28 protein-coding genes are annotated in these 25,231 nt (G+C 64.2%); 18 read left to right on the top strand and 10 right to left on the bottom strand.

Annotated elements, in window-relative coordinates; all coding sequences use genetic code 11:
* Window positions 1-22: 22 nt before the first annotated feature.
* The 4 genes from ACX93L_RS10660 (at window position 23) to copM (ending at window position 1,911) form a co-directional block, all read left to right on the top strand.
* Window positions 23-202 carry a hypothetical protein gene (locus tag ACX93L_RS10660; protein ID WP_459404818.1) on the top strand — a complete coding sequence of 60 codons (180 nt, stop codon included), beginning with the start codon at window positions 23-25 and terminating at the stop codon, window positions 200-202.
* A gap of 34 nt (window positions 203-236) precedes the next feature.
* Window positions 237-992: a hypothetical protein gene (locus ACX93L_RS10655; protein WP_459404817.1), complete on the top strand. Its 756-nt coding sequence runs from the start codon at window positions 237-239 to the stop codon at window positions 990-992.
* 87 nt (window positions 993-1,079) lie between these two features.
* Complete coding sequence (locus ACX93L_RS10650; RefSeq protein WP_459404816.1) at window positions 1,080-1,463, top strand: hypothetical protein; 384 nt, start codon at window positions 1,080-1,082, stop codon at window positions 1,461-1,463.
* A 73-nt stretch (window positions 1,464-1,536) separates the two neighbouring features.
* Entirely contained in the window at window positions 1,537-1,911 is a 375-nt protein-coding gene (gene copM, locus ACX93L_RS10645; RefSeq protein ID WP_459404815.1) for a CopM family metallochaperone, read from the top strand.
* A gap of 18 nt (window positions 1,912-1,929) precedes the next feature.
* Here the strand turns inward: copM and ACX93L_RS10640 are convergent, their stop codons facing one another.
* Window positions 1,930-2,835: a LysR family transcriptional regulator gene (locus ACX93L_RS10640; protein WP_459404814.1), complete on the bottom strand. Its 906-nt coding sequence runs from the start codon at window positions 2,833-2,835 to the stop codon at window positions 1,930-1,932.
* A gap of 102 nt (window positions 2,836-2,937) precedes the next feature.
* Between ACX93L_RS10640 and ACX93L_RS10635 the strand changes: the two genes are divergently transcribed.
* The 3 genes from ACX93L_RS10635 to ACX93L_RS10625 all read left to right on the top strand — a co-directional run bounded on the left by ACX93L_RS10635 (window position 2,938) and on the right by ACX93L_RS10625 (window position 5,418).
* Window positions 2,938-3,945: a YeiH family protein gene (locus ACX93L_RS10635; RefSeq protein ID WP_459404813.1), complete on the top strand. Its 1,008-nt coding sequence runs from the start codon at window positions 2,938-2,940 to the stop codon at window positions 3,943-3,945.
* Between the two features lie 85 nt (window positions 3,946-4,030).
* On the top strand, window positions 4,031-4,738 hold the full coding sequence (locus ACX93L_RS10630) for an HAD family hydrolase (protein ID WP_459404812.1): 708 nt from the start codon (window positions 4,031-4,033) through the stop codon (window positions 4,736-4,738).
* Between the two features lie 14 nt (window positions 4,739-4,752).
* Window positions 4,753-5,418 carry a DNA-3-methyladenine glycosylase I gene (locus ACX93L_RS10625; RefSeq protein WP_459404811.1) on the top strand — a complete coding sequence of 222 codons (666 nt, stop codon included), beginning with the start codon at window positions 4,753-4,755 and terminating at the stop codon, window positions 5,416-5,418.
* Between the two features lie 9 nt (window positions 5,419-5,427).
* Here ACX93L_RS10625 and ACX93L_RS10620 read toward each other — a convergent pair whose 3' ends face one another.
* Window positions 5,428-6,057: a DNA-3-methyladenine glycosylase I gene (locus tag ACX93L_RS10620; RefSeq protein ID WP_459404810.1), complete on the bottom strand. Its 630-nt coding sequence runs from the start codon at window positions 6,055-6,057 to the stop codon at window positions 5,428-5,430.
* A gap of 205 nt (window positions 6,058-6,262) precedes the next feature.
* Here ACX93L_RS10620 and ACX93L_RS10615 point away from each other — a divergent pair, with 205 nt between their 5' ends.
* The 3 genes from ACX93L_RS10615 (at window position 6,263) to ACX93L_RS10605 (ending at window position 8,712) form a co-directional block, all read left to right on the top strand.
* On the top strand, window positions 6,263-7,003 hold the full coding sequence (locus ACX93L_RS10615) for a L,D-transpeptidase (RefSeq protein ID WP_459404809.1): 741 nt from the start codon (window positions 6,263-6,265) through the stop codon (window positions 7,001-7,003).
* 131 nt (window positions 7,004-7,134) lie between these two features.
* Entirely contained in the window at window positions 7,135-7,818 is a 684-nt protein-coding gene (locus ACX93L_RS10610) for a L,D-transpeptidase (RefSeq protein WP_459404808.1), read from the top strand.
* A gap of 225 nt (window positions 7,819-8,043) precedes the next feature.
* Entirely contained in the window at window positions 8,044-8,712 is a 669-nt protein-coding gene (locus ACX93L_RS10605; RefSeq protein ID WP_459404807.1) for an outer membrane protein, read from the top strand.
* A gap of 27 nt (window positions 8,713-8,739) precedes the next feature.
* Here ACX93L_RS10605 and ACX93L_RS10600 read toward each other — a convergent pair whose 3' ends face one another.
* The 6 genes from ACX93L_RS10600 to ACX93L_RS10575 all read right to left on the bottom strand — a co-directional run bounded on the left by ACX93L_RS10600 (window position 8,740) and on the right by ACX93L_RS10575 (window position 14,292).
* Complete coding sequence (locus ACX93L_RS10600) at window positions 8,740-9,207, bottom strand: hypothetical protein (protein WP_459404806.1); 468 nt, start codon at window positions 9,205-9,207, stop codon at window positions 8,740-8,742.
* 153 nt (window positions 9,208-9,360) lie between these two features.
* Window positions 9,361-9,822 carry a hypothetical protein gene (locus ACX93L_RS10595; RefSeq protein ID WP_459404805.1) on the bottom strand — a complete coding sequence of 154 codons (462 nt, stop codon included), beginning with the start codon at window positions 9,820-9,822 and terminating at the stop codon, window positions 9,361-9,363.
* 56 nt (window positions 9,823-9,878) lie between these two features.
* The gene (gene glcF, locus ACX93L_RS10590; RefSeq protein ID WP_459404804.1) at window positions 9,879-11,183 is read right to left on the bottom strand and encodes a glycolate oxidase subunit GlcF; all 1,305 of its coding nucleotides are present in this window, start codon (window positions 11,181-11,183) and stop codon (window positions 9,879-9,881) included.
* 31 nt (window positions 11,184-11,214) lie between these two features.
* The gene (locus ACX93L_RS10585; protein ID WP_459404803.1) at window positions 11,215-11,592 is read right to left on the bottom strand and encodes a DUF4870 family protein; all 378 of its coding nucleotides are present in this window, start codon (window positions 11,590-11,592) and stop codon (window positions 11,215-11,217) included.
* Window positions 11,589-12,800, bottom strand: a complete 1,212-nt coding sequence (locus tag ACX93L_RS10580; RefSeq protein ID WP_459404802.1) for an FAD-binding protein — start codon at window positions 12,798-12,800, stop codon at window positions 11,589-11,591. The genes ACX93L_RS10585 and ACX93L_RS10580 overlap by 4 nt, the downstream gene beginning before the upstream one ends.
* 58 nt (window positions 12,801-12,858) lie before the next feature.
* Window positions 12,859-14,292 carry an FAD-linked oxidase C-terminal domain-containing protein gene (locus ACX93L_RS10575; RefSeq protein WP_459404801.1) on the bottom strand — a complete coding sequence of 478 codons (1,434 nt, stop codon included), beginning with the start codon at window positions 14,290-14,292 and terminating at the stop codon, window positions 12,859-12,861.
* Between the two features lie 138 nt (window positions 14,293-14,430).
* On the opposite strand from ACX93L_RS10575, the gene ACX93L_RS10570 reads away from it, so the two are divergent.
* Window positions 14,431-15,327, top strand: a complete 897-nt coding sequence (locus ACX93L_RS10570; RefSeq protein WP_459404800.1) for a LysR family transcriptional regulator — start codon at window positions 14,431-14,433, stop codon at window positions 15,325-15,327.
* A 9-nt stretch (window positions 15,328-15,336) separates the two neighbouring features.
* Here the strand turns inward: ACX93L_RS10570 and ACX93L_RS10565 are convergent, their stop codons facing one another.
* Together ACX93L_RS10565 and ACX93L_RS10560 are read right to left on the bottom strand one after the other, a co-directional pair.
* A complete protein-coding gene (locus ACX93L_RS10565) occupies window positions 15,337-16,746 on the bottom strand; it encodes a DUF6880 family protein (protein WP_459404799.1) in 1,410 nt (469 codons plus the stop codon).
* A 146-nt stretch (window positions 16,747-16,892) separates the two neighbouring features.
* Complete coding sequence (locus ACX93L_RS10560; RefSeq protein WP_459404798.1) at window positions 16,893-18,164, bottom strand: DUF3422 family protein; 1,272 nt, start codon at window positions 18,162-18,164, stop codon at window positions 16,893-16,895.
* Between the two features lie 266 nt (window positions 18,165-18,430).
* Between ACX93L_RS10560 and ACX93L_RS10555 the strand changes: the two genes are divergently transcribed.
* From ACX93L_RS10555 to ACX93L_RS10525, 7 genes are all read left to right on the top strand, one after another.
* Window positions 18,431-19,111, top strand: coding sequence for a hypothetical protein (locus ACX93L_RS10555; protein ID WP_459404797.1), 681 nt, complete (start codon window positions 18,431-18,433; stop codon window positions 19,109-19,111).
* 112 nt (window positions 19,112-19,223) lie between these two features.
* Window positions 19,224-20,066, top strand: a complete 843-nt coding sequence (locus ACX93L_RS10550) for a FadR/GntR family transcriptional regulator (protein ID WP_459404796.1) — start codon at window positions 19,224-19,226, stop codon at window positions 20,064-20,066.
* Entirely contained in the window at window positions 20,063-20,842 is a 780-nt protein-coding gene (locus ACX93L_RS10545; protein WP_459404795.1) for a (Fe-S)-binding protein, read from the top strand. The genes ACX93L_RS10550 and ACX93L_RS10545 overlap by 4 nt, the downstream gene beginning before the upstream one ends.
* Window positions 20,843-20,855: 13 nt before the next feature.
* Window positions 20,856-22,286 carry a LutB/LldF family L-lactate oxidation iron-sulfur protein gene (locus ACX93L_RS10540; RefSeq protein WP_459404794.1) on the top strand — a complete coding sequence of 477 codons (1,431 nt, stop codon included), beginning with the start codon at window positions 20,856-20,858 and terminating at the stop codon, window positions 22,284-22,286.
* Between the two features lie 2 nt (window positions 22,287-22,288).
* Window positions 22,289-22,972, top strand: a complete 684-nt coding sequence (locus ACX93L_RS10535) for a LutC/YkgG family protein (RefSeq protein WP_459404793.1) — start codon at window positions 22,289-22,291, stop codon at window positions 22,970-22,972.
* A 138-nt stretch (window positions 22,973-23,110) separates the two neighbouring features.
* Window positions 23,111-24,448 carry a glycosyltransferase family 4 protein gene (locus tag ACX93L_RS10530; protein WP_459404792.1) on the top strand — a complete coding sequence of 446 codons (1,338 nt, stop codon included), beginning with the start codon at window positions 23,111-23,113 and terminating at the stop codon, window positions 24,446-24,448.
* Complete coding sequence (locus ACX93L_RS10525; RefSeq protein ID WP_459404791.1) at window positions 24,445-25,200, top strand: HAD family hydrolase; 756 nt, start codon at window positions 24,445-24,447, stop codon at window positions 25,198-25,200. Before ACX93L_RS10530 ends, ACX93L_RS10525 begins: the two co-directional genes overlap by 4 nt.
* Window positions 25,201-25,231 lie beyond the last annotated feature (31 nt).

The raw sequence follows: 25,231 nt of genomic DNA, 5'->3' as shown, positions 1-25,231 counted from the left end.
GGACAGGCTTATGAACAGGCAAATGACGATCGAAATGTCAGAGGAAATGCATGCCGAGCTCGAACGGCAGGCTGCAGCAGCTGGCATGACACTTGAGGAATACCTGACCGGCGTCGTGATCACCCGCGTATCGCGCGAACATTCCTCTCACGAGACCGGCGCTGAAGTCGATGCCGGTTCGGCAGGCAAGACCGACCCCTGACCGTCGCGCATTGCCCCAAGGCCTGCCGAAATCCATGATCCTCGAAGCCCTGAATTATGCCGCCACCTGGCCGCTCACCACGGCCGGACACCGCGCGGCGATACGCTATTCGGTCAATCTGTGGGCGCGCGCCAATCGTTGTGCCAAGGCTTGGCGGGCGCATGAAGAAAACTGCAAGGCAGCGATCCTCGCCACAGTCGGCACGCTCAGGCAACGCCGGACCGTGGTCGTGCTCGGTTCCGGCCTGTTGCGTGACGTGCCGATCATCGAGCTTTCACGGCGCTTCGACACCGTCGTTCTCGTCGATCTCGTCCATCTCGCCAGCGTTCGGGCCTGGCTCAAGCTCAAGGGACTGAAGAACGTCCGGCTGATCGAGCGGGATCTTTCCGGCTACGAGGCGATCGCAGCGGGCGAGACGCCTGATCCGCTCGGCTTCCTGCGGCAAGTGCCCTATCTCGACTTCGTCATCTCCGCGAACCTCCTGTCGCAGATCGGCACGGGCGCGCGCAAGCGGCTGGAGGCGGACAAATCGGGAAGGATGCCGGCCGACAGCGTGGCGCGCCTGATCAAGGCGCATCTGGACGGTTTGCAGGGCCTGACTTGCCGTTACAGCCTGCTGACCGACATCGCCTATGAGGTGATCGATCGCACGGGCCACGTTCACGATCGTTTCGACCTGCTGCACGGGGTCGCGGTGCCGGAGCACCAGCAGGCTTGGGACTGGCCGGTCGTACCGATCGGGGAGGAGAGCAAGGACTACCGGATCGTGCACCGGGCCATTTCAGTCTGATCCGCTGCCGTCTGGCGCGGGGCCTGGCGCCCCCCCGACCTTGCTTTCGCCGAATTCAGCCTTACCTTCCGCACCATGAAGCCATTGATGCGCATCGTCGTCCTGATTGCCGCACTTGCCTATGCGGCCATGCCGTTTGCCGGCATGGCGATGACCGGCGTGCCGCCGATGGCTATAGCAACGGTCGAGGCGGGCGGCGATGCGAACCACACCATGCACGGGCAAGGGCCTCACGACGAAGCGCAAGCCTCAGGTCACCAGACGGCATTGGACGCACCCTCCGGCAGCGACTGTCCGCATCCTGGCAAAACTCCGGCACGCGATTCTCACTGTACCGCCTGCCTGACGCTTCCGGTCGAACTGGCCTTCAGGAACGAAGGCAAGCCGCCAAGGCCGGTGGAAGCGGCGGCACCCGAACACCAATTGATTTCGCGAACGGCACCGCCACTGCTGCCGCCTCCCCGCGCCTGAGCCCCCGGATTTCCCCGACCGGCACGGCACGCGCCGGATCCCCCAAAGACATATCTGAAGACAAGGACAAACCATGCTTATCAAAGCACTCTTCACCGCATCCGCCCTGCTCGTCGCCTCCACGGTCCAGGCGCAGGACACCATGACCCACGATCACGGCACCGTGGACATGAGCGCACCGGCAGGCGACCAGTCGCCCTCCAGCCTCGCCTTCATGGAGGCAAACGCCAAGATGCATGCCGACATGGCAATCGAACCGACCGGCGATGCCGATGTCGATTTCGTGCGCGGCATGATCCCGCACCATCAGGGCGCGATCGACATGGCCAAGATCCAGCTGAAATACGGCAAGGATCCGGAAATCCGCAAGCTGGCCGAAGAGGTGATCAAGGCCCAGGAAGGCGAGATCGCCATGATGAAGGAATGGCTTGCCAAGCACGGCAAGTAAAGGCGACGAGTCGGGAGCCTAGGGTTTCCGGCCTTCGGGCGACGCTTCCCGGCTCAGCTTCTCCAACATGGACGCCGCCCGGCTCGGACGGCGTTCCTTGTGGCGCAAGGCCGAGAAGGATCGCGGCGGAAGCGGGAAATTCACCGCGACGAGTTGCCCGTCGCGAAGACGGCCCGCGGCAGCCATGCCGGACACGACCGCGGCACATGAGCCGGCGAGAACCGCCGACAGCACCGCCTCGTTCGACGGCAGAGCGAGGACGGTGCGCAGCCGGGCCGGGTCTTCACCCAGGCGACACACCGTGTTCTCGAAAGTGGCGCGGGTTCCGGACCCCGCTTCCCGCATGACCCAGCCGGTGTCCTCGACCAGTTGATGCGGCGACAGGGGCCGGCCGTCGGCAAACGGATGATCAGGCGCGACGACGACGAGAAGCGCATCCTCGGCCACCTTCACGACGGCAAGCGACGGGTCCTTCGTCTCGCCCTCGACGAAGCCGATATCGGCCAATCCCTGCTTGACCGCCTCGGCCACAAGGCGGGTGTTGCCGATGGTGAGTTCGAGCTCGATGCCCGGAAATTCCCTGTGATAGCGCATCAGCAGCGGGGGCAACCAATAGCTGGCCACGGTCTGACTGGCATGGATGCTGAGCCTGCCACGCGACAAGCCACCCAGTTCCGAAAGCGTCAGTTCGGCCGCGCGCACTTTGGCGAGGGTCGCGCGGGCCTCTTCGAGGAAGAGGCGCCCTTCCATCGTCAGCTCGATACCGCGCCCGACACGGTTGAAGAGCGCCACCCGGTAATAGGCTTCGAGATTGCGGATGGCGGCGCTGACAGCCGAGGGCGTCAGCCCGATTACCTGGGCAGCACGCGTCAGATGCTCGCGCTCGGCGACGGCCACGAAGATGGTAAGCTGCTCGAAGGTCATGGTCTATCGTTCGTTTTTGACGAACGAAATATGCATGATTATGCGTTGGAAATCCACAATTGATCCGATGACAATGGTGCCATGTCGAACGGATTGAGTGCCATGTCCCCATTGTCGCGCCCTGTCGGCCTCCTTCCCGGCCTTATGCTTTGCCTTGCCGTCGCCGCGCTTGGTCTCGGCGCCGCGGAGATCGAGCAGGCGTGGCTGGGCAATCGGCCGATCGAGGGGCTGGTCTTTTCCATCCTCATCGGCACGGCACTGCGTTCGGCCGTCACCCTCTCGCCGTCGTTCGACGCGGGCATAGACTTTTCGGCCCGCTTCATCCTGGAATGCGCGATCGTCGTGCTTGGCGCATCCGTCAGCTTCACCGCCCTCCTGGATATCGGCCCGCGCCTGCTTTTCGGCATTTTCGCCGTCGTGCTCCTGTCGATCGCGACCAGCTTTGCGACGGGCCGCCTGCTGGGGCTGTCACCGAAGCTTGCCTTCCTGATCGCCTTTGGAAATTCGATCTGCGGCAATTCGGCGATCGCCGCGTCGGCGCCGGTAATCGAGGCCGATGCCGAGGACGTGGCCGCATCGATCGCATTTACCGCAGTCCTCGGCGTCGCCGCGGTCCTGACCATGCCATTGATGAGCGTCGCGCTCCAGCTTTCGGCCACGCAATACGGGGTGTTCGCGGGACTGACGGTCTATGCCGTGCCGCAGGTTCTCGCCGCGACGGCGCCGCTCGGGGCCGTCAGTATCCAGACCGGAACGCTCGTCAAACTGATCCGCGTGCTCATGCTCGGCCCGCTCTTGCTGGTCGTCGGCCTCGTCCGCGGTTTCGGCGGCGGGCATATGTCGATCGGTCACGTTCTGCCCTGGTTCATCGTCGGCTTCGCGGCCATGGCGACCCTGCGCTCGGCAGGGGGCCTTCCCTCCGACCTCCTCGGATATCTCTCGGGGGCTTCGTCGGTCCTCACGACGGTGGCGATGGCCGGGCTCGGCCTCTCCGTGGACATCCGCAACCTGCGACGCTGCGGCGGGCGCGTCATTCTCGCCGCCCTGCTTTCCCTTCTGGCGCTCTGTTCCGCAAGCCTTGCCATGATCGCGCTGATCGGCGTTGCGTAAGCCGGGTCAGACCGCGTGTAGGGCCATTGATTTGCGCCCGCTCTTCGCTAATCTTGCGCCTCCACCGCGTTCAGGGAGGCCAGCCGTGACAATTCGCCCCCTTACCGTCATCGGCTTCGACGCCGACGACACCCTCTGGCAGAACGAGCAGTACTACCGCCTGACGGAAGAGAGCTTCAAGGAACTGCTCGCCGAGTTCGCCGAGGGCGAGCATGTTTCCCAGAGGCTTCTCGAAGCCGAGAAGCGCAACCTCCAGCACTACGGTTTCGGCATCAAGGGGTTCACCCTGTCGATGATCGAGACGGCGCTCGAGATCACGGAAGGCCGGGTGCCCAGCGAGGTAATCGGCAAGATCCTGTCGATCGGCCGCGACCTGCTCGGCCATCCGGTCGAAACCATGCCGCATGCGCGCAAAACGCTCGAGGCGCTCGCCGGCGACTACTATCTCGTGCTGATCACCAAGGGCGACCTGTTCGACCAGGAGCGCAAGCTCGCCCAATCGGGGCTCGGCGACTATTTCGATGCGGTCGAGATCGTCTCGGACAAGACAGCCACGACCTATCGCCGGATCTTCGGCAAGACCGGCCACGCGCCCGAGCGGGCCATGATGGTCGGCAACTCGCTGAAGTCCGACATCGTGCCTGCGATCGCTGCCGGCTCCTGGGGTGTCTTCGTGCCACATGAGCTGACCTGGGTGGTCGAGCATGTGGACAAGCCGGCGGAAGCACCGCGCTTCCGCGAGATTTCGGATCTGGCGGGGCTCATTCCGCTGATCGGTACTATCGGCCAATAGGGACAAGACCGGACATGCGTTCATATGACGAGATCCACGCCATCGCAGTCGAACGAAAGGGCGAGGCAGCCATCCTCGAAGCCATGCAGCTTCCCAAGTCCCGGGAAGAGATCGCGGCCACGCCCGACGACCGCTTCCTGTCGCTGATGACCAGATGCATCTTCCAGTCCGGCTTCAACTGGAAGGTCGTGGACGCGATGTGGCCCGGCTTCGAAGCCGCGTTCCACGGTTTCGACATCGGCTCTTGCTCGATGCTGCACGACGAGGACTTCGAGCGGCTGGTCTCAGACACCCGCATCGTCCGGCATGGGCCGAAGATCCGATCCGTCCAGGAAAACGCCGTGTTCCTTGCGGGGCTTTCCCGCGATCACGGCAGCGCCGGCGCTTTCTTTGCAGGCTGGCCGGCCGAAGACTATGTCGGCCTGCTCGACCTCCTGCAGAAGAAAGGATCGCGGCTCGGCGGCAATACGGGCCAGTATTTCCTGCGTTTCGCCGGTATCGAGAGCTTCATCCTTTCGGCAAGCGTGGTGAACCGGCTGATTGCGGAAGGCGTGATCACCAAGGCGCCGAACTCGGCGCGGGACAAGGCCGCCGTCCAGGCGGCCTTCAATATCTGGCGAAACCAGTCCGGCCGATCGCTGACGGAGATCAGCCGCGTCCTGGCGATGAGCATCGACTGACGGCGACGATCAAGGCCGGCGGAAGCTCGCCCTCGCCTCTTCGATGACGGGTCGGCAACAGCAGCCCTCGATGTGGTCGTTGACCAGCCCCATGGCCTGCATGAAGGCGTAAACCGTGGTCGGGCCGACAAAGGTCCAGCCGCGTTTCTTCAGATCCTTGGAGAGTCGAACAGAGGTCGGAGAGGTCGGGTTCGCCCGGAGCGTCGCATAGTCCATACGGGCGGGACGTTCTTCCAGCCCCGGCTCGAAACTCCAGAAGTAGCGGGCGAGCGATCCCCATTCGTCCTTCAGCGCCACCGCCCGGCGGGCATTGTTGATGGTCGAGACGATCTTGCCGCGATGACGGATGATGCCGGCATCGGCAAGGCAGCGGGCGACGTCCTCGTCACCAAAGGCGGCAACCCTTTCGAAATCGAAACCGGCAAAGGCGGCGCGAAAATTCGCGCGCTTGCGCAGGATCGTCAGCCAGGACAGGCCGGACTGGAAGCCCTCCAGGCAGATCTTCTCGAACAGTCTGTTGTCGTCCGTGACGGGACGCCCCCACTCCTCGTCGTGGTACCGGCGGTAGTCGTCGAGGCCGCCGTGCCAGAAGCAGCGATCGCGACCGTCGTCGCCGGTGATCAGGCCGGTCATGTCCATGGATGATGATTCCTCCGTTGCACCGCTGCTGCGTTTACCATTTGTTCACCACTTTTCCAAACGCATCGCTAACCCTGACGAAAGGTTTACGGGCTCTCCCGCATCTTAATGAACGCGCGTTTACCAAATGTCCCGGAAGCCGCGGCATCATCGGCGCCAGAGCCTGTCCGGCTTCGTCTTCGGTCCCATGTAGCGAGTTGTCCGAATGTTTCAGAAATCCGTTGTGCTGGCCGCGCTTGTCGGCCTTTCCGTCGTGGCACCAGCCCAGGCGAACGACCGTTACCAGGCGCGTCCGCCGGTGATCGTCAGCCCCGATCTTTCGGCCCCGTGGGTCATGCAGCTCGGCGGCGCCGTCCGCCCGGTCGTCTATGCGCCGCGCACCGCGCAGCCGCGTACCTACCAGCGCCAGATCCTGCGCCGCGCGCCGCAGCAGCCGGCCCTCGTGCAGCCTGCAGCGGCGCGCCCGAACGCGCCGATGAAGACCCGGCTCGACCCGATGTTCCTGCCGCAGACGGTCGCCTATGACACACCGCACAAGCCTGGCACGATCGTGATCGACACCAACAACCGCTTCCTTTACCTGGTTGCGGGCAATGGTCAGGCGCGCCGCTATGGCGTCGGTGTCGGCAAGCCCGGCTTCGAATGGGCAGGCAAACACAAGATCACCGCCAAGAAGGAGTGGCCGGACTGGACGCCGCCGCAGGAGATGATCGCCCGCGAAGCCGCAAAGGGGCATTACCTGCCGGCACGCATGGACGGGGGACCGGAAAACCCGCTCGGTGCGCGCGCCATGTATCTCGGCTCGACGCTCTACCGCATTCACGGCACCAATGCGCCCTGGACGATCGGCAACGGCGTCTCCTCCGGCTGCATTCGCATGCGCAACGAAGACGTGGTCGATCTTTACGAACGCGTCAAAGTCGGCACCACCGTCATCGTGATGTAAATCACCGCACTTATCTTGCCGCGCCAAGTCCACTTGGCGCGGCTTCATTTTTATATGATGCAATGCAGGGGGACTTGCATCGGCACACGAGTTGGTTAACCTCCCTGCACTTTGATTTGGGGGATACCGACATGAAGAAACTTCTGGTCGCCGTTGCGGCCGCATCGATCACCATCGGCAGCTTCGCCGCGACCGCCTCCGCCGGAGCGATCAATGGCAACCATCCGGCAGTTCAGGGCGACGTCACGCTCGTCGCCCAGCAGAAGCAGCCGGCCGAGAAGTTCAAGCGCCGCGTCGTCCGCCTGATCACCGACGAGAAGCCCGGCACCATCATCATCGATACGAACAACAAATTCCTCTACTATGTGGAGGCCAACAATCGCGCCACCCGTTACGGCGTCGGCGTCGGCCGCGAGGGCTTCGGCTGGTCGGGCGTCGTCAAGATCGGCCGCAAGGAAGAGTGGCCGAGCTGGCGTCCGCCGGCGGAAATGCGCCGCCGCGAAGCCGCCAAGGGTCACATGCTGCCGGTCGTGCAGGAAGGCGGGATCGACAATCCGCTCGGCGCCCGCGCCATGTATCTCTTCAAGGGCGGTCGCGACACGATCTTCCGCATCCATGGCACCAACCAGCCCTGGACGATCGGCCTCAACATGTCGTCCGGCTGCATCCGCATGATGAACAAGGATGTCGAGCATCTCTACGAGCGCGCCGACATCGGCAACAAGGTCATCGTGATCGGCCCGGGCAACCGCCAAGGCAAGGTCAGCTTCGAGGACAAGGGTATCGACATCCTGCGCACGATGTTCGGCGGCTGATCACGCCATCTTCTCAAACGAAGGCGCGGAGCCCAGGGCTTCCGCGCCTTTTCCTTTTGGCCGCCCGGCCCCGTTTGCCAGAGTTCCGCCTGCAGAATTGACGATCGCCAAAACTAGGCCCAATTTTGGCCATTCGCCCTGCGGTGTAGCAAATGGGAAACAGACTTTCCGGCGAAAACCTCCTATTTAGTCTTATATCAAAATCAGATTCGTGGATCGCTTCCTATGAACACCAAGCTTCGTGCCCTTTTCGGCGCCACAGTCGCGGCAAGCGTGCTTGCCCTGTCCGCCTCGCTCGCCAATGCTGAAATGGCCGTCTCCGTCTATGGCGGTTTCCAGACGGCTCCGCACAGCGATGTCGAGGTTTCGGACCAGGCCGACTTCACGGCCGGCTGGGAAGGCAAGTCCTTCGCCATGCCTCCCTACTATGGCGTTCGTGGCACCTGGTGGATGGAAGATCTTGGCCAGCCGAACCTCGGCGTGTCGCTCGACTTCACCCACGCCAAGGTCTACGCCGACGACTCGACGCTCGCCGAAGCCGGCTGGAGCCATTTCGAATTCTCCGACGGCATCAACCTGCTGACGCTGAATGCCCTCTACCGCATGCCGATCGAAGGCACCAAGTTCGTGCCCTATGCGGGTCTCGGCGCCGGCGTCAACATTCCGCATGTCGAAGTCACGCGCGGTTCCGGCGAAACCTTCAACTACCAGCTCGGCGGCGCGACGGTGCAGGCCCAGGCCGGCGTCGAATACAAGTTCAACGACCGCTGGTCGACCTTCGTGGAATACAAGGGCAACTATTCGTGGGTCGACGTCGACATCGACAGCGGAGCCACGCTCAAGACCAACGTCTTCACCAACGCGATCAACGCCGGCGTCAGCTTCCACTTCTGAGCCGGTAGCGGGTGTCTAGACCTGCCCTTATTTGATGTCGCAGAAAACCGTGGCCTCGTGTGACAGGAGAATGTCGCGCGGGGCCGTTTTCTTTGTGTCGGCGGCACTGAGCCTCAGCATGTAGCGGCCCGTCAGACGTTGCGGGTTCTTGCCGCTTGCCGTCGTCAGGATCGACAGCTCGAAGATCTCGAAAGGTTCGGCACTGCGCGTGTCGGTGTAAATCTGCAGGCGCAATTCGTCGTTGTCGACCCAGCTCTGCTTGAGCATGCCCGAATTGAGCTTCAGATTGTGGAAGGCCGCCGGTGCCTTTTCGGCCACCACATCGGCGATGCCGCGGAAATGCACCAGCTTGCGTCCGTCCCTCGCGCTGAACGCACTCTCGATCGAGAGCTTCAGGACATCGTCGGAGGCGGCGCAGTAAATGCCGACCGCCGCACTGGCCGGTGGTGCGCCTACGGCGATGGTGACGGCAAGCGAAAGAAGCAGGGCACGCATCGGACTCTCCTCCGGAGACAGATTCCGGTATTTCGGAGAATATCATATCAGCAATACCTTAAACTTCATGAATCGCGAGAGCGATCGTCGACCCGGCCGGCATATTTCTTCCGGGACGACGTCCAGCGCTGCAAGTTTCCGATGCTGCGGGTCCTAACCCATCACGCAGGTTACCCGACCGACGCGATCTTGCCGGACTTCGAGGCCGTCATGGCCGGTCGCCAGCAGATGAAGACGGTATTCGCCGGCAAAATGCGTCTCGTCATCCCGGCCGCCCATCGTGACAAGGGCGAGATCGAGATCGCCGAGCGCGGTGGTTGCCGGCGCCGGCACATGAACATGGAGCCGGAACTCGCCGTCGAACAGCCAGTGATGCGGCAGGTTCTCGCCCGTCAGCTCGAAGGTCGGCAGGCGCTCGCCCAGCAGGGCATCGGAAAAGGCGAGCGTGCCGGCAAAGCCGCTGATGACACCACCCAGTCCGTCGCCGACGATGCCGGTGACGTCGAGCGTCAAATCGGCGTCGGCGATCGTGCAGTCGAAACGCGCCGTCGCGAAGGCCGGCGTCGAGGCCAGCCCCGCGAGACATAACAGGACCATGCTTGCAGCGTGCTTCATGCCGTTCCTCCGGGTGCGGATCACGGCAGCATTGAAGACCGAAAGCAGTGTTCCGATCAAGCTGCCGGCAGTCCGGCCGGCCTGTCCCCACCATAGGCCCAGTCCAGAAGCTCGATCGTATGGACGATCGGCACCGAGGTGCCGGAGCCGATCTGCGTCATGCAGCCGATGTTTCCAGTGGCAATGACGTCCGGCCGGGTGGCTTCGAGGTTCTTCACTTTGCGGGCCTTCAGCTTGGCCGAAATCTCCGACTGCATGATGTTGTAGGTGCCGGCCGAACCGCAGCAAAGGTGGCCCTCGGCCGGATCGCGCACCGTGAAGCCCGCATTCTTCAAGAGGATCTTCGGCGCCATCGTGATCTTCTGGCCGTGCTGCATCGAACAGGCCGAATGGTAGGTGACGGTCAGCCCCTTACTCTCCTGCTGCGGCAGGTCCAGGGACGAGAGATATTCCGTCACGTCCTTGGCCAGGGCAGAAACCCTTTTTGCCTTCTCGGCATAGGCCGGATCAAGGCGAAGCATGTGACCGTAGTCCTTGATGGTCGTGCCGCAGCCGGATGCGGTGATGATGATCGCGTCGAGACCGCCGCGTTCGATCTCGCGGGTCCAGACGTCGACATTGCGGCGCGCGCTGTCAAACGCCTGCGCCTCGCGGCCCATGTGATGCACCAGAGCGCCACAGCAGCCCTCCCCCTCCGGCACGACGACCTCGATGCCGAGACGGGTCAGCAGCCGGATCGTCGCAGCATTGATGCCGGGATCGAGCACGGGCTGGGCACAACCGGTGAGGATCGCGACGCGACCCCGCTTTTCCGCCTGCGGCGCGCGGGTTCCCGGCCGGGCACTGTCCCCGGCCGCCGGGATGCTGCGCGGTGCGAGGTCGAGCATGGCGCCCATCGGCTTCAACGCCGGAATGCGCTTCAGCAGGCCAGCCAAGGGCCGCGCAAGGCGGGCAAGGCCGAGCGCCGCGCGGAAGCGGGCCGGATAAGGCAGTGTCATGGCCAGGATGCCGCGCGTCAGCCGGTTGACCAGGGGACGCCGATAGGTCTTCTCGACATGGATGCGGGCATGGTCGATCAGATGCATGTAGTCGACGCCCGACGGACAGGTCGTCGTGCAGGCAAGGCATGAGAGACAGCGGTCGATATGGGTGACGATCTGCTTGTCGGCCGGGCGGCCGTTTTCCAACATGTCCTTGATCAGGTAGATGCGACCGCGCGGACTGTCGAGCTCGTTGCCGAGGGTCACATAGGTCGGACAGGTGGCCGTGCAGAAGCCGCAATGCACGCATTTGCGCAGGATGCTCTCGGCTTCCGCCACATGCGGATCGGCAAGCTGCTCGGCGGTGAAACTGGTCTGCATCAAATCGCTCCTTGCGGGGGCATGTGCCCCTTCAAACCCACCAGGTCTCGGGCTTGGCGATCGGCTCGCCGGCATTGGCCTTCTGCAGGCCGATCACGCAGCGGACGACCACCCAGACAACGGTGCCAAGGGCCAAGAGAACGCCGACGAAGACGAAGGTCAGGACCACCGACACCAGACCGTAGAGCAGGCCGATCCAGAAGGTGCGGATCGCATAGGTGTAGTGGTTTTCGATCCAGCCGCCGGCCTTGCCGCGGTTGAGATAGGCAAGTACTAGGCCGACGAGGCCGGAAATGCCGATCAGGAAGCTGAGGAGATAGAGGACATAGACAAGCTGGACGTTGAGCTTGCCGGGTTGCAGCCAGTTCTCCGGGCGGGTCAGGTCCGGCTGGTTTGTCGGTTCGGTCATGCTGCTTCTCCTGTCGCCATGCGGCCGGGATTGAAGATACCGCGCGGGTCGAATTTTTCGCGCACGCGTTGCGAAAGCAATGCCACCGCGGGCGACTGCGGTTCGAAGGCAGATACGCCGGCTCGGATCGCATCCGTGGCACGGACGAGCGTTGCATGGCCGCCGCCGGCCGCCTTCACATAGCGTCGCAGAAGGCCTGCCTCGGGATCGGCTTCCATCCGCATCCAGATCAGTCCGCCCTGCCAGTCGTAGAAGGCATCGATGCCGGCTTCGAGGCGGAGCGCCGCGACCAGTTTCCAGCCTTCGGAAGGAGCGACGGACACGCGCCACAGAGGACGCTGCGAGCCGTCCGCATAGGGCGCCACATCGCGGATCTCGCGCCAGAGCACCTTCGTTTCCGCCTCACCGCAGCGCGAGACCGGGCCGAAACCGGCCATCGCACGCGCCAGCGTCTCGGCGCGAACGTCAACGGAGGCCTCGAGCCCCTCGATCCGCAACACCGTCGCAGCACCGTCCGGAAGAGCACCGCCGACGAACCGGCCGCGCACGCTTTCCGGCAGGTGGGCGGCACCGGAGACCTCGACCGACATCGCCATCGCGGCGGCCATCGCGCGGGCGGCGTGCTCGTCCTCGAGGCCGGACACGACGATGGTGACGGCTGTCTTCGGCGACGGCAGAACCTTGAACGTCACTTCGGTGAGGAAGCCGAGGGTGCCGTAGGAGCCGGCAAGCAGCTTGACGAGGTCGAGGCCGGTGACGTTCTTCATCACGCGGCCGCCGGCCTTGACGATCTCCCCATGGCCGTTGACGACGCGCAGGCCGAGAAGGTGGTCGCGGGCGGCGCCAGCGGTGAAGCGCCGGGGACCGGAGGCGTTTACGGAAAACAGTCCGCCGATCGTCGGCTCACCCGTCGTTCCCATCATGCCGCGATGGTCCGGCGGCTCGAACGCGAGGGACTGGCCGTTGGCGGCGACCGCCGCCTCGATCTCGGCGACCGGTGTGCCGGACCGGGCCGTCAGCACCATTTCGGCCGGATTGTAGGCGACGATGCCGGCAAGGCCGGTGGAACGGAGCGGGGTTGCATCGGCGGACAGGCCATTGCCAAAACCGGCCCGCGTACCACCGCCCGAAATGGCAAGCGGCGCCGCGCGCTCAGCGTGGTCGCGGATCAGGCCCGCCGCCTCGATTTCCGTCTGCGGAATCAGCATGACGCGCGCTCCTTGGCCATTCCGGACAATCCGACGCCGGGGTTGTTGAAGCTGTCGCTCATGACCGGCCCTCCAGCGGAAAGACCTTGGAGGGATTGAGGATCCAGGCCGGATCGAAGGCGGCGCGGACCGCCATCTGCTGGGCGAGATCGGCATCCGCGTACTGGTGGCGCATCAGGTCGCGTTTCTCGATCCCGACACCGTGTTCGCCGGTCAGGCAGCCGCCGGCGTCGACGCAGAGCTTCAGGATCTCCATGCCGGCGGCCTCGGCCCTTGCCGCATCGTCCGGGTCGTTGATGTTGTAGAGGATCAGCGGATGCATGTTGCCGTCGCCGGCGTGGAAGACATTGGCCACCCGCAGACCGTAGCGGTCGGTGATTTCCGACGTCTTGCGGAGCACATAGGCAAGCTGGCTGAGCGGCACCGTGCCGTCCATGCAGATATAGTCGGCGATACGGCCCGTTGCGCCGAAGGCGGACTTGCGGCCCTTCCAGATCAGCGCGGCCTCGGTGGCCGACTGGCTTTCCCGGACGGTCTTCACCCCATGGCGCCTCGCGATCTCTACGATCGAGGCGAGCATGGCCTCCATCTCGGCATCTGACCCCTCGACCTCGACGATCAGCAGTGCCTCGACGTCGAGCGGATAGCCCGCATGGGCAAAGGCCTCGCAGATCTCGATCGCCGGCTTGTCCATGAACTCGATGGCGACCGGAACGATTCCGGCGCCGATGACGTCGGCGACGCAGGAACCGGCAGCCTCGGCGCTGTCGAAGCCGAACAGTACCGGCCGCGCGCCTTCCGGCTTGGCCAAAAGGCGAACCGTGGCTTCGGTGACGATGCCGAGTTGGCCCTCGGAACCGCAGACAAGGCCGAGCAGGTCATAGCCGGCAGCATCGAGCGCCTTGCCGCCGAGCTCGATCACCGTGCCGTCGACCAGCACCATCTTCACCCCGAGCAGGTTGTTGGTGGTGACACCGTATTTCAGACAGTGCGCGCCCCCGGAATTCATGCCGATGTTGCCGCCGATCGTGCAGGCGAGCTGGGAGCTCGGGTCCGGCGCATAGAAGAAACCGTCCGCGCCGACCGCATCGGAGATCGAGAGATTGGTGACGCCGGCCTGAACGGCGGCGCATCGATTGGCGTAATCGACATCGATAATGCGGGTCATCGCCGAGAGGCCGAGCACGACGGCATCCTCCTGCGGGATCGCACCGCCCGACAAGGACGTCCCCGCGCCACGCGGGACGACGGGAATACCGTATCGGTGGCAATACTTCATGACGGCCGCGACCTGGGCCGTGGTTTCAGGCAGAACGACCGCGAGCGGGCGACGGCGATAGGCGAGGAAGCCGTCTGTCTCGAAGGGAACGAGTTCGACCGGCTCGTGAACCAGACGCTCGGCCGGGACAAGCTCGGCAAGGTCCGCGACGATTTCCCTGCGACGCGAGAGGATCGCGGCATTCGGCTCCAGAAACTGGATGGGTTCGGACATGGCTTCCTCCCTGGCTCAGGCATTTTGGCATACACCGCCGCCCCTTCGCCTTCAACTGGTATCTTTTCTTTACCACTTCAACAAAAGTCGAGCAAATGCTATGCACTTATGACGAAATCGGAAAGAGTGGACGATGCGATGACCAATCTCGGCGACCTGGAAGTCTTTGCGCGAGTGATCGCGGCCGGCAGCATGTCGACGGCGGCGCGTGATCTCGGCCTATCGCCAGCAGTCGTGTCGAAGCGGATCAAGCGGCTGGAGGATCGGCTCGGCACCCGCCTCCTGCAACGGACGACCCGGCAGATCTCGCTCACCGAAGCCGGACAGGGCTTTCACGAGCGGGTGCTTGCCGTACTTGCCGGCCTCGAGGAGGCCGAAGCCTATGCCTCCGGCCGCTCTTCCGAAGTCGCCGGCACGCTGAAGATCTCGGCACCGACCTCCTTCGGCCGACTCCATATCGCCCCCAACCTGAAGCCGTTCATGGAGGCCCATCCGGACCTCGCCATCCATCTCGTTCTCTCCGACGAATTCACCGATATCGTCGGCGGCGGTTTTGACCTCGCGATCCGAATCGCCGAACTGACGGATTCGACGTTGGTCGCGCGGCGACTGGCGCCGGTGCGGCGCATCCTGTGCGCCTCGCCCGACTACATCGCTGCGCATGGAACGCCGCAGTCGATCGACGACCTCAAGCACCATCGCTGCCTGCCCGCCCACAACTACGACGCCTGGAAGCTGGAAGGACCGCAGGGATCGCTCAGCATCCGTCCCGACGGCATGTTGATCACCAATTCGAGCGAGGTCATCCGCGAGGCGGTCATTGCCGGCCTCGGCATCGCCCTGCGTTCGACCTGGGACATCGGTCCGGAACTGAAGTCCGGCAAGCTGGTGCAGGTGCTGCCAGCCTATGAAGGATCGCGCAGCGTGTCGCTTTCTGCGGTCTATCCGAGCCGCCAGTTCCTGCCGGCCAAGGTTCGCCTGTTCATCGACTATCTCGCCGAACTCTATGGCCCCGATCCTTACTGGGAGCGCTGAGCGGAGAGGTCAGCGCAGGGCCTCGGGCACGGCGCTCCAGAAACCAAACTTCTTCGGATGGGTGCGCCGGAGGTCGTCGACGAAATCTTCGTGATGCCGGAGCCGCGCGTCGGCGGGCAGATGAGGCACGAGGCGGGTCAGTTCCACGAGATAGCGTGCGGCGTGCGGATAGGCGACGCCGATGCCACGGCGCAGGATGTCCATGATCAGCACGCGGTAGAGCACCGTCGCCGCGAGGGGCTGCTGGTCGGCCAACGCTTCGGCGGCAGGCGCCAGGTCCTCATAATAGCGACCTTCCCAGCGATCCTCGTGGCGCAGCACCAGTTCCGCGGCGCGATCGAGCCTGGGCCAGGACACGAAGAAGTCGAGTGCCCCGTAGATGTCGCCGGCCTCCATCACGAAGGCGAAGGCCCGGTCCATTTCGTCGAATTCGGCAAAGTCGTCGAGCTTGGACAAGTAGAGTTTCAGGACCAGCGGGTCGAGGGTTTCGGCAAACTCCCGCCAGCGAAGTTCCTGGGCATCGCTCTTGCGCTTCAGGCGCTCGAGGATGTCGGCCTCGAGAAGGCGGCGTTCGCGCGCTCCGTATTCCGGGCCGACCGAGGTGATCTCGCCGCCGACGGGCAGGAGCCGCATGCCGCTCGGGCGCATCCGTACCCATTCCAGCGCCTCGTCGTAGCGAGCCGCCTCATGAAGCAGGCGCGCGACCGCCAGCGTGTCGCGGCGGTTCTCGGGCTTGGCGTTCTCGAGCGCCACGAAGGCGTCGGCATCCTGCTGATGGACTGCCAGTACCTGCAGCAGATCGACGGCACCGAGCTTGCCCGGCTCTTTCGGCACCGCTGCGACGAGAAGCGGTTTCCAGGCATCGGCGGCAGGCCTAGCCAGGGCGACAATCAGGTCGCGGAGGAAGCCGAGATGTTCGCCATATCTGTCGCGCAGCCGCAGCTTTTCGAGCAGAAGCGCAAGCGAGACCTGATCCACCTCCGGAAGCGCGCAGATCAGCTCGGCCGCCGCCGTCTCGGCGTCGTCGAACACTTTCCAGAGACGGGCATTGTCCGAGACGAGCCGCGTCGAAACCGGGAAACGCAGCGCCAGAAACCGCAGGATACGTTCGGCCGCACCGGCTGGGTCGACGGTGCCGAGTTCAGACAGGATCGTGCGGGCAAGCCCGGCGAACTCGATCGCCAGATCCTTGGCACGGGCATTGTTGATCCGTGTGCGCGCCTCGTCATGGGCCTCGAGCCGCTTGTCGATCAGCCGCGCCATTTCCGCCGGTCCGGTGCCGCCGGCAAGGGCTGCCTGCAGCCGCGCCTTCAGCGCCTTGTTGGCGGAGGCTTCCTCCAGCAGGATGTCGACCAGCCTGTCGAGACCAAGGCCGCTCAAGCCCTTCTGGTCGAGTTTTGCGCGCGTCTGCCGGGCCATTCCGTTCCAATTGTGCCGTTCATTGCGATTGTCGCCTATATCCGACGGACGGCAACGGTGGGCAAGGAGATTTCGCAAGACCGAACCACAGGCGTTTCAAGGCATGGTCTTCGCGGACATCTCCCGAACTGACCACCGGTTGACTTTCAATGCCGCTCCTCGTGGCTCTTCCTGATGCGGCGCACCACCCACCAGACGGCAAGCACGGCGACCGGAACGGAAAGACCGGTGATGACGGCGGGATCGACCGGCAGAAGGTCGTGGCTCACCGCCTTCGCGGCATAGCCGATCAGCCCGACAATGTAATAGGAAATCGCCGCGACGGAGAGGCCTTCGACCGTCTGTTGCAGGCGCAGCTGCATCTCGGCGCGGCGGTTCATGGTGGCGAGCAGGTCGGAATTCTGCCGCTCCAGCTCCACGTCGATCCAGCTGCGCACCAGTCCGGTGGCGCGATACAGCTTGCGCGAAAGGTTCGCCTGGCGCTCCTCGATCGACTGGCAGGTGCGCATGGCCGGAGCGAGGCGGCGCTCCAGGAAGGAGCCCAGCATTTCGTAGCCCGGCTTCGGGGCCTCGTCGAGCGCCTTGACGCGCTCGCGCACGATGCCGTCATAGGCGCGGCTGGCGCCGAAGCGGTAGAGGCTGAGCGCCGCATTGGCTTCCAGCTCGGCGGCAAGCCGCGTCAGTTCGGACAGCATGGTGTCTGCCTCTTCGCGAGCATGCGCCTTCATGCGCTGGGTAACGGCGGTCAAGCCGTCCTCGACGCGGCGGATCTCGGGCGAGAGCGTCTGGGCGAGCGGCAGGCCGAGCATGGCGAGCGTGCGATAAGTCTCGATGTCGAGCAGGCGCTGGACAAGCGCGCCACGCCCGGCTTCGGTCAGGCTGCGATCGACGACGAGGATGCGGGTGAGCCCGTCGCCATCCTGGCGAAAATCGGTCATCACCGTCGCCTGGCCGTTCTTCACGTCACTGTAACAGAGGCTCGCCGGGTCGAAGAGCTCGATCGCGGCGGCGATCTCGGGTCCGTCGCGGCGGATCTCGAGGCGAATGCCGGACATCAAAGGTCCGGGCGCGGAAAATCCGTCGCCGAAGGGATGGCCGATGATTTCGCCGCCGAACGCATCCGGTAACGGGCCGTCCCAGAACCAGGTGGAAAACTCCGTATGACGCTCCCAGCGCAGCGTGCCCTGGGCCCAGGTCATGGCGTGATGACGGGCATTGCGGTCCGGCACGGCGACGCCGCGGGCGCGCGAAAGTTCGGCGAGCGCGCTGTGGTGCACGGCCGATCCGCCGTCCATCATGAAAGCGAGCTGGACGATGACGCGCTCCGACTTCACCAACGCGTAGGGCCGTGCATGGATCTCACCCAGCGCCAGCGCGCGCTCCGGCGCAATCGGAAATGCAAAATTACCCTTGGTCACCCACTGTCTCCCCGCGCCGTGATCATGGCCATCCTTAGCAAAAGCAAGATCGCAATGGCAGGGGTCGCGTCGACGCAGAATGTCGCGCTGACGCAGGCCTGCGCCAACGGCGCAGATCGGGGCGCAACGCCTGCCTATATATAGTGTTTTTGAAATATATCCTTGCCCGAATCCGGAAAGTCGACAAGTATCCGCCCGTAGCGTTCAGGCCCGCTGCCATGCATCCGGCAGGCGCGGCTTCGCACTTCGAACAACGGAGAAACGACATGCGACGAGTGATTTCCGCCGGTATTCTCGCGATCTCGATCGGCCTTCCCGCCTGGGCGGGTGAGGTCGGGGATTTCGAGGCCAGACTGCGATCGGCCTATGGCGACTACAGGACTGCCCTGTTCGCCACCAACATGGGCAAGGCGGACGAATCCAAGGCCTCCCTTGGCAAGTTCAGCGAGGCCTGGGCTGGGCTCGCGGCACAACCCGCGCCGCCGCAATATGTCGATGACGGTGGTTACGGTGCAACGCTGCAGGCGGTAACGGCGATCGCCGGGAAGGCAACGGCAGAAGTCGAGGCTGGAGAACTTCCCAAGGCCCACGCAACACTGGAAGGCATTCGCGACCAGATCGGCGACCTTCACATCCGTAATGGTCTCTACGGCATCTCCGACCGGATGAACGCCTATCATGCACGAATGGAAGAGGTTCTCGGCATGGATCCGGCCGATGCGCTCCATGTTCGCGCAGAAGCGGCAGTTCTCGAATTCCTGTTGGCCGACATCGGCGCCCACCCGCCGAAGGAGGCGGACGACAGTTTCAAGGCACTGTTCGGCTCAGTCGAGGCAAGCGTGGCCAAGCTGACGAGCGCTTCGGAAAGCGGAGACGCCGCAGAGGTCAAGGCCGCGATCGGCGGCCTGAAGGCACCCTACTCCAAGTTTTTCCTCAAGTTCGGCTGAAGACACCCGCCCGCCATGCATCCGGGCCGAGTTTCGGCCCGGATGCAAAGTGGACAAATAAATTGACCAATCATCCCCTTCCTTGTTAATCCTCCCTTCGCAGGAGGAAACCGTGACGGACAGGGACGAAGGGCTTTTTGCCCAGATCAGCCATAGCCGCACCGCGAGCGAGGTGGTCCAGCAGATCGAACTGCTGATCCTCGACGGGGTGCTGCGCGACGGTGACCGCCTGCCGGGCGAGCGCGATCTCGCCCAGGACCTCGACGTGTCGCGGCCGATCCTGCGCGAGGCATTGAAGGAGCTGGAGGCGCGTGGCCTGCTCGTCTCCCATCACGGCGGCGGAACCTATGTGGCCGACATCATCGGCCAGGTGTTTTCCAGGCCGATCACCGAACTGATCTCGCGCCATGCGCGGGCGACGCGCGACTACCTCGAATATCGCCGCGAGCTCGAGGGCCTGACCGCCGAGCTTGCCGCCCGGCGCGCGACCGACACCGACAGGGCGCTCTTGTCGCGCATCGTCGAGGACATGCGGCGGGCGCACGAGAACGGCAATCCCGAAGACGAACTCGCCGCCGATGTCGAGTTTCACAACGCCATCGGCGAGGCGGCGCACAACATCATCCTGCTGCATACCATGCGGGCCTGCTACCGGCTTTTGTCGGAAGGCATCTTCTTCAATCGCAAGGCCGTATTCGCACTCGCCAATGCGCGGGAGCGTCTGCTGGAGCAGCATCTCGCGATCCATGCCGCCATCATGGCCGGCGACGGCGAGGCAGCCAAGCAGGCCGCCCAGGCGCATATCGATTTCGTCATGCAGGCGGTCGATGAGGCGGCACGGGCGGACGAATGGGGCCGGGTGGCGAAACTTCGCCTGATCAGGCGCGACAACAATCCGACGACGGCGCGCACTTCGCGCCCGAACAACCAGGACAAGACGGAGCCTTCCCGATGAATTCGCAAACCCCGATGCGGCGGCCGCAGGTCGGCCTGTTCGCCACCTGTCTGGTCGATCTCTTCCGCCCGAGCGTCGGATTTTCCGCCGCGAAGCTGATCGAAGACGCGGGATGCGACGTCGACGTGCCCATGGCACAGACCTGCTGCGGCCAGCCGGCCTACAATTCCGGCGACCGCAAGGATGCGCGGGCGCTGGCGATCCAGGTGATCGAGCTTTTCGAAGGCTACGACTATGTCGTGGCGCCGTCCGGATCCTGCGCGGCGATGCTCAAGCACCACTACCCGGAGATCTTCAAGGGCGACGCGAAGTGGGAAGAACGCTGTCGGCGCTTTTCGGAGAAGGTCTTCGAGCTCGTGTCTTTCCTCACCGACGTGATATTCGTACCGAAGGTGGATGCCGCCTTCGAGGGCACGATCACCTATCACGACAGCTGTTCGGGCCTGCGTGAACTCGGCGTGCAGAAGCAGCCGCGCAAGCTGCTTGCGACCGTCGAGGGGCTGCAGCTCAAGGAAATGGTGGGAAGCGACGTCTGTTGCGGCTTCGGCGGCACCTTCTGCGTCAAGTATTCCGACATTTCCGGCACGATCGTCTCCAAGAAGACGGCAACGATTGCCGCGACCGGCGCCGACATGCTGCTCGCCGGCGACATGGGCTGTCTGATGAACATGGCGGGCAAGTTGAAGCGCGAGGGATCGTCCATCGAGGTGCGCCATGTCGCCGAGGTGCTGGCCGGCATGACCGACACGGCGCCGATCGCCGGCTCGTCGAAGTGAGGGATTGAGGACCATGCAGTTCACCGCCCCCCTCTTCAAGCAGAACGCCGCCCAGGCACTTCATGACCCGCAACTGCAGAAGGCGTTGAAGAACGTCGAGCAGGGCTTCATCGCCAAGCGTGCTGCCGCCGCAGCCGCGCTGCCCGAATTCGACCAGTTGCGCGACCGCGGGCGCGAGATCAAGAACCATACGCTCGCGCATCTCGACCTCTATCTCGAAGCCTACGAAAAAAAGGTGACGGCGGCCGGTGGGCATGTGCACTGGGCCGAAAGCGCCGAGGATGCGCGCCGGATCGTCCTCGACATCTGCCGGAGGGTGAAGGCGAAGACCGTCACCAAGGGCAAGTCGATGATCACCGAGGAGATCAACCTCAATGAATTCCTCGAGGCACAGGGCGTGGAGCCGGTCGAGACGGATCTCGGCGAGTACATCATCCAGCTCCGGGGCGAGCATCCGAGCCACATCATCGCGCCCGCCGTGCACCTCAACAAGGAACAGGTCGAAGAGGATTTCCGCCGCGTCCACACCCATCTCGACGCCAAGCGCGACCTGACCGCGCCGGAATCGCTCCTGTCCGAGGCGCGCGAAGTGCTGCGCAAGCGCTATTTCCAGGCCGATATCGGGATCACCGGCGCGAACTTCCTGATCGCCGAAACGGGTTCGTCGGTGATCGTCACCAACGAGGGTAACGGCGACCTCACCCAGACGCTCGGCAAAGTGCATGTGGTGGTCGCCTCGATCGAGAAGATCGTGCCGACGCTGGAAGACTGCTCGCAGATTCTCCGACTGCTCGCCCGCTCGGCGACCGGCCAGGACATGTCCGTCTACACCACCTTCTCCACGGGGCCGAAGCGGCCGGAGGATCCGGACGGCCCGGAAGAGTATCATGTGGTGCTGCTCGACAACGGGCGCACCTCGATGCTCGGCACCGAGTTCCAGGAGATGTTGCGCTGCATCCGCTGCGGCGCCTGCATGAACCACTGCCCCGTTTACCACGCCGTCGGCGGCCATGCCTACGGCTCGGTCTATCCGGGGCCGATGGGCGCGGTGCTCACCCCGTCGCTGTTCGGCGTCGACAAGTCCGGCCATCTGCCCAATGCATCGACCTTCTGCGGGCGCTGCGAGAGCGTCTGCCCGATGCATATCCCGCTGCCGAAGATGATGCGGCACTGGCGCGAGAAGGAGTTTGAGCGGCATCTTACACCTGCGGCCACCCGCTACGGCCTGTCCGTCTGGGCCTTCTTCGCCAGACGGCCGACGCTCTATCGGACGGCGGCCTCGATCGGGGCCGGCCTCCTGTCGCGGCTCGGCGGCGGCAAGGGCCGCATCGCCGCGCTGCCTTTGGCCGGCGGGTGGACAAAGTATCGCGATCTTCCGGCACCGCAGGGACAGACATTCACCCAGGCCTGGGCGGCGCGCCAGGCCAAGCGCCAGGGAGCATGACCATGGATGCAAGACAGGCGATCCTTGCGAAGATCCGTACCTCGCTCAAGGTTCCGGGCAGCGACGACGAACGGCGGACAACCGTCGCCCAAAGGCTCGGCCAGCCGCCCAAAGGCATAATCCCGGCCCGCGGCCAGCTACCGGCGGATGAGCGCATCCAGCTGTTCTGCGCCATGGCGGAGAAATACAGCGCCACGACGGAGCGGATCGACAGTCTTGCGGCCCTGCCGGCCGCGGTTTCCGGCTATCTGAAAGGCCGCAACCTGCCGGCCGCTATCCGCATCGGAAGCGATCCGCGGCTTGCGAATGCGCCATGGTCTGCCGAGGCGACACTGGAGATCCGGCACGGGGCATCCGACGGACACGACCTTGCCGCCGTCAGCCATGCCTTCGGCGCCCTTGCCGAGACCGGCACGCTCTGCGTCCTCTCCGGCCCCGACAATCCGGTGACGCTGAACTTCCTGCCCGAGCACCATATCGTCGTGGTGCGGGCCGACGAGATCGCCGGCGACATGGAAACTGTCTGGAGCCGGCTCCGCGAAACCCGTGGGGCATCGATGCCGCGCACGGTGAATTTCATCACGGGCCCATCGCGCTCCGCCGACATCGAGCAGACGCTGCTGCTCGGCGCACACGGCCCCAGGGCACTGCATATCGTCATCGTCGGAGAGGCTTCGGCCCACTGACCGCCTTGCCGGCGCCGCGTTCAATCGGCGCCGGTTCGCCTGCCCCCTCGGATAGCGGCTTGCGCTTTCGAGGGAACAATCTCCACGTCGAGTCGTTAGCGAAATGTATTTCCGGAACGATTTTCGATTGTGAGAGACATGCCGAATTACAATGACGTCAGCGATGCGCCACGGATCGCGCTCGTTTCCACCCATGGATATGTCGCCGCCCACCCTCCCCTCGGCGCCGCCGATACCGGTGGCCAGGTGGTCTATGTGCTGGAGCTGGCCAAGAAACTTGCCCAGCTCGGGCACAAGGTCGACATCTTCACCCGTCGCTTCGAAGACCAGCCCGAGATCGACGAGGTCGACGGGGATGTGAGGGTCATTCGAATCCCGTGCGGTGGGCGGGACTTCATCCCGAAGGAATACCTCCACCGTCACCTCAACGAGTGGAACGAAAAAGCCCTGCGCTACATCCGGCGGGAGGGGCTGTCCTATCTGTTCGTCAACAGCCACTACTGGGACGCCGGCGTCGCTGGCCAGCGACTTTCCGAAGCGCTGAACATACCGCACATCCATACGCCGCATTCGCTTGGCCTGTGGAAGAAGCGGCAGATGGAGACCGACTATCCCGAGCGCGCCGACCGGTTCGAAACGGAATTCAATTTCAAGGAACGGATCCAGCACGAGCTGATCGTCTATCGCAGTTGCCAGCTGGTGATCGCGACGACGCCGATCCAGCTCGACATGCTGCTGGAGGACTACGGGCTCAACCGCAACCGCGTGCACATGATCCCGCCGGGCTATGACGACAACAGGTTCTATCCGGTCTCGGAATCCTCGCGGCAGATGATCCGCCAGCGACTTGGCTTCGAGGGCAAGGTTGTGCTGGCGCTCGGACGTCTTGCCACCAACAAGGGTTACGACCTGCTGATCGATGGCTTTTCGGTTCTGGCAAGCCGGGTTCCTGAGGCACGATTGAGGCTGGCGCTCGGCGGCGAGAACCTCGATCCGCAGGAACAGGGCATCCTCGACGGGCTGAAGGCAAAGGTGGCAGATCTCGGCCTCACGGATCGCGTCGATTTCTCCGGCTTCATCCCCGACGAGGAACTGCCCGACTATTATCGCGCCGCCGACCTCTTCGTGCTGTCGAGCCGCTATGAACCCTTCGGCATGACCGCGATCGAGGCGATGGCGAGCGGCACGCCGACCATCGTCACCGTGCATGGAGGCCTGTTCCGCGCGGTGAGCTATGGCCGGCATGCGCTGTTTGCCGACCCGTTCGACAGGGAAGACCTCGGCATCACCATGATGAAGCCGTTTCGCCACCCGCGGCTCTATGGTCGGCTGTCGCGGATGGGCGCGCACAAGGCGAGAAGCCTGTTCACCTGGACCGGCATCGCGCAGCAGCTCGTCGCGCTCGTCGAAGGACGTCCGGTCGCGCAGGCACTCGACGAAACGGACTGGGCCGAGCCATGGAACGACGGCGATTGAAACCCGTCCGGCTCTTCTCGTCCGACCTCGACGGCACGCTTGCGGGTCATCGCGCCGCCTCGCGGCGCTTTGCCGATTTCTGGAACAGTCTCGACGCCGCGACGCGGCCGCTGCTCGTCTACAACAGCGGCCGGCTGGTCAACGACATGATCGCATTCGTTGCCGAGGAGGGATTGCCTCCGGCGGACCTGCTGATCGGGGGGGTGGGAACGATGCTGGCGGCGGAAGGGATGTCGGAGCTCGGTCGGGAATATGCAGGCTTCCTTGCCGGCAGCTATGATGCCGACCGCATTGCGGCCCTTGTCGCCCCCCTGCCCGATCTCGAACGCCAGCCGGAACGTTATCAGCATGAGCGGAAATCCAGCTGGTTCCTCGAAGAGGCGAGCCCCGAGCGCCTGCAAGACCTGACGGACGCGTTCAACCGGAACGGACTGCAGGTGAAGATCGTCTATTCGAGCAACCGTGACCTCGACATTCTTCCGGCCAATGCCGACAAGGGCAATGCCCTTATATGGCTCTGCCGCAAGCTCGGCTACGGCCTGGACGAGGTCGTCGTCGCTGGTGACACCGGAAACGACAGCGACATGTTCGCGCTCGACGGGGTCAGGGGAATCCTGCCGGCCAATGCCAGGAACGAGTTGCGAGAACGCTTCGCGGGCAGAGATCATGTCTTCGAGGCTGCCGGCCGCGAGGCCGACGGCGTCATCCAGGGCCTGCGTCACTGGATGGAAATTCCGGCCCCGGCTTCTTAAGCCATAGGCGGTTCGTTCCGGCCATTTTCGG

It is taken from the genome of Rhizobium sp. CAU 1783 (assembly GCF_054551725.1).
Note: the sequence above shows the minus strand (reverse complement) of the source record. Positions and strands in the feature narration are given on the sequence as shown.

Excerpts from the sequence above, each read along its gene's own strand:
- ACX93L_RS10660 (WP_459404818.1), top strand. The coding sequence starts at position 23 with ATGACGATCGAAATGTCAGAGGAAATGCATGCCGAGCTCGAACGGCAG.
- ACX93L_RS10655 (WP_459404817.1), top strand. The coding sequence starts at position 237 with ATGATCCTCGAAGCCCTGAATTATGCCGCCACCTGGCCGCTCACCACG.
- ACX93L_RS10650 (WP_459404816.1), top strand. The coding sequence starts at position 1,080 with ATGCGCATCGTCGTCCTGATTGCCGCACTTGCCTATGCGGCCATGCCG.
- copM (WP_459404815.1), top strand. The coding sequence starts at position 1,537 with ATGCTTATCAAAGCACTCTTCACCGCATCCGCCCTGCTCGTCGCCTCC.
- ACX93L_RS10640 (WP_459404814.1), bottom strand. The coding sequence starts at position 2,835 with ATGACCTTCGAGCAGCTTACCATCTTCGTGGCCGTCGCCGAGCGCGAG.
- ACX93L_RS10635 (WP_459404813.1), top strand. The coding sequence starts at position 2,938 with ATGTCCCCATTGTCGCGCCCTGTCGGCCTCCTTCCCGGCCTTATGCTT.
- ACX93L_RS10625 (WP_459404811.1), top strand. The coding sequence starts at position 4,753 with ATGCGTTCATATGACGAGATCCACGCCATCGCAGTCGAACGAAAGGGC.
- ACX93L_RS10620 (WP_459404810.1), bottom strand. The coding sequence starts at position 6,057 with ATGGACATGACCGGCCTGATCACCGGCGACGACGGTCGCGATCGCTGC.
- ACX93L_RS10615 (WP_459404809.1), top strand. The coding sequence starts at position 6,263 with ATGTTTCAGAAATCCGTTGTGCTGGCCGCGCTTGTCGGCCTTTCCGTC.
- ACX93L_RS10610 (WP_459404808.1), top strand. The coding sequence starts at position 7,135 with ATGAAGAAACTTCTGGTCGCCGTTGCGGCCGCATCGATCACCATCGGC.
- ACX93L_RS10605 (WP_459404807.1), top strand. The coding sequence starts at position 8,044 with ATGAACACCAAGCTTCGTGCCCTTTTCGGCGCCACAGTCGCGGCAAGC.
- ACX93L_RS10600 (WP_459404806.1), bottom strand. The coding sequence starts at position 9,207 with ATGCGTGCCCTGCTTCTTTCGCTTGCCGTCACCATCGCCGTAGGCGCA.
- ACX93L_RS10595 (WP_459404805.1), bottom strand. The coding sequence starts at position 9,822 with ATGAAGCACGCTGCAAGCATGGTCCTGTTATGTCTCGCGGGGCTGGCC.
- glcF (WP_459404804.1), bottom strand. The coding sequence starts at position 11,183 with ATGCAGACCAGTTTCACCGCCGAGCAGCTTGCCGATCCGCATGTGGCG.
- ACX93L_RS10585 (WP_459404803.1), bottom strand. The coding sequence starts at position 11,592 with ATGACCGAACCGACAAACCAGCCGGACCTGACCCGCCCGGAGAACTGG.
- ACX93L_RS10580 (WP_459404802.1), bottom strand. The coding sequence starts at position 12,800 with ATGCTGATTCCGCAGACGGAAATCGAGGCGGCGGGCCTGATCCGCGAC.
- ACX93L_RS10575 (WP_459404801.1), bottom strand. The coding sequence starts at position 14,292 with ATGTCCGAACCCATCCAGTTTCTGGAGCCGAATGCCGCGATCCTCTCG.
- ACX93L_RS10570 (WP_459404800.1), top strand. The coding sequence starts at position 14,431 with ATGACCAATCTCGGCGACCTGGAAGTCTTTGCGCGAGTGATCGCGGCC.
- ACX93L_RS10565 (WP_459404799.1), bottom strand. The coding sequence starts at position 16,746 with ATGGCCCGGCAGACGCGCGCAAAACTCGACCAGAAGGGCTTGAGCGGC.
- ACX93L_RS10555 (WP_459404797.1), top strand. The coding sequence starts at position 18,431 with ATGCGACGAGTGATTTCCGCCGGTATTCTCGCGATCTCGATCGGCCTT.
- ACX93L_RS10545 (WP_459404795.1), top strand. The coding sequence starts at position 20,063 with ATGAATTCGCAAACCCCGATGCGGCGGCCGCAGGTCGGCCTGTTCGCC.
- ACX93L_RS10540 (WP_459404794.1), top strand. The coding sequence starts at position 20,856 with ATGCAGTTCACCGCCCCCCTCTTCAAGCAGAACGCCGCCCAGGCACTT.
- ACX93L_RS10535 (WP_459404793.1), top strand. The coding sequence starts at position 22,289 with ATGGATGCAAGACAGGCGATCCTTGCGAAGATCCGTACCTCGCTCAAG.
- ACX93L_RS10530 (WP_459404792.1), top strand. The coding sequence starts at position 23,111 with ATGCCGAATTACAATGACGTCAGCGATGCGCCACGGATCGCGCTCGTT.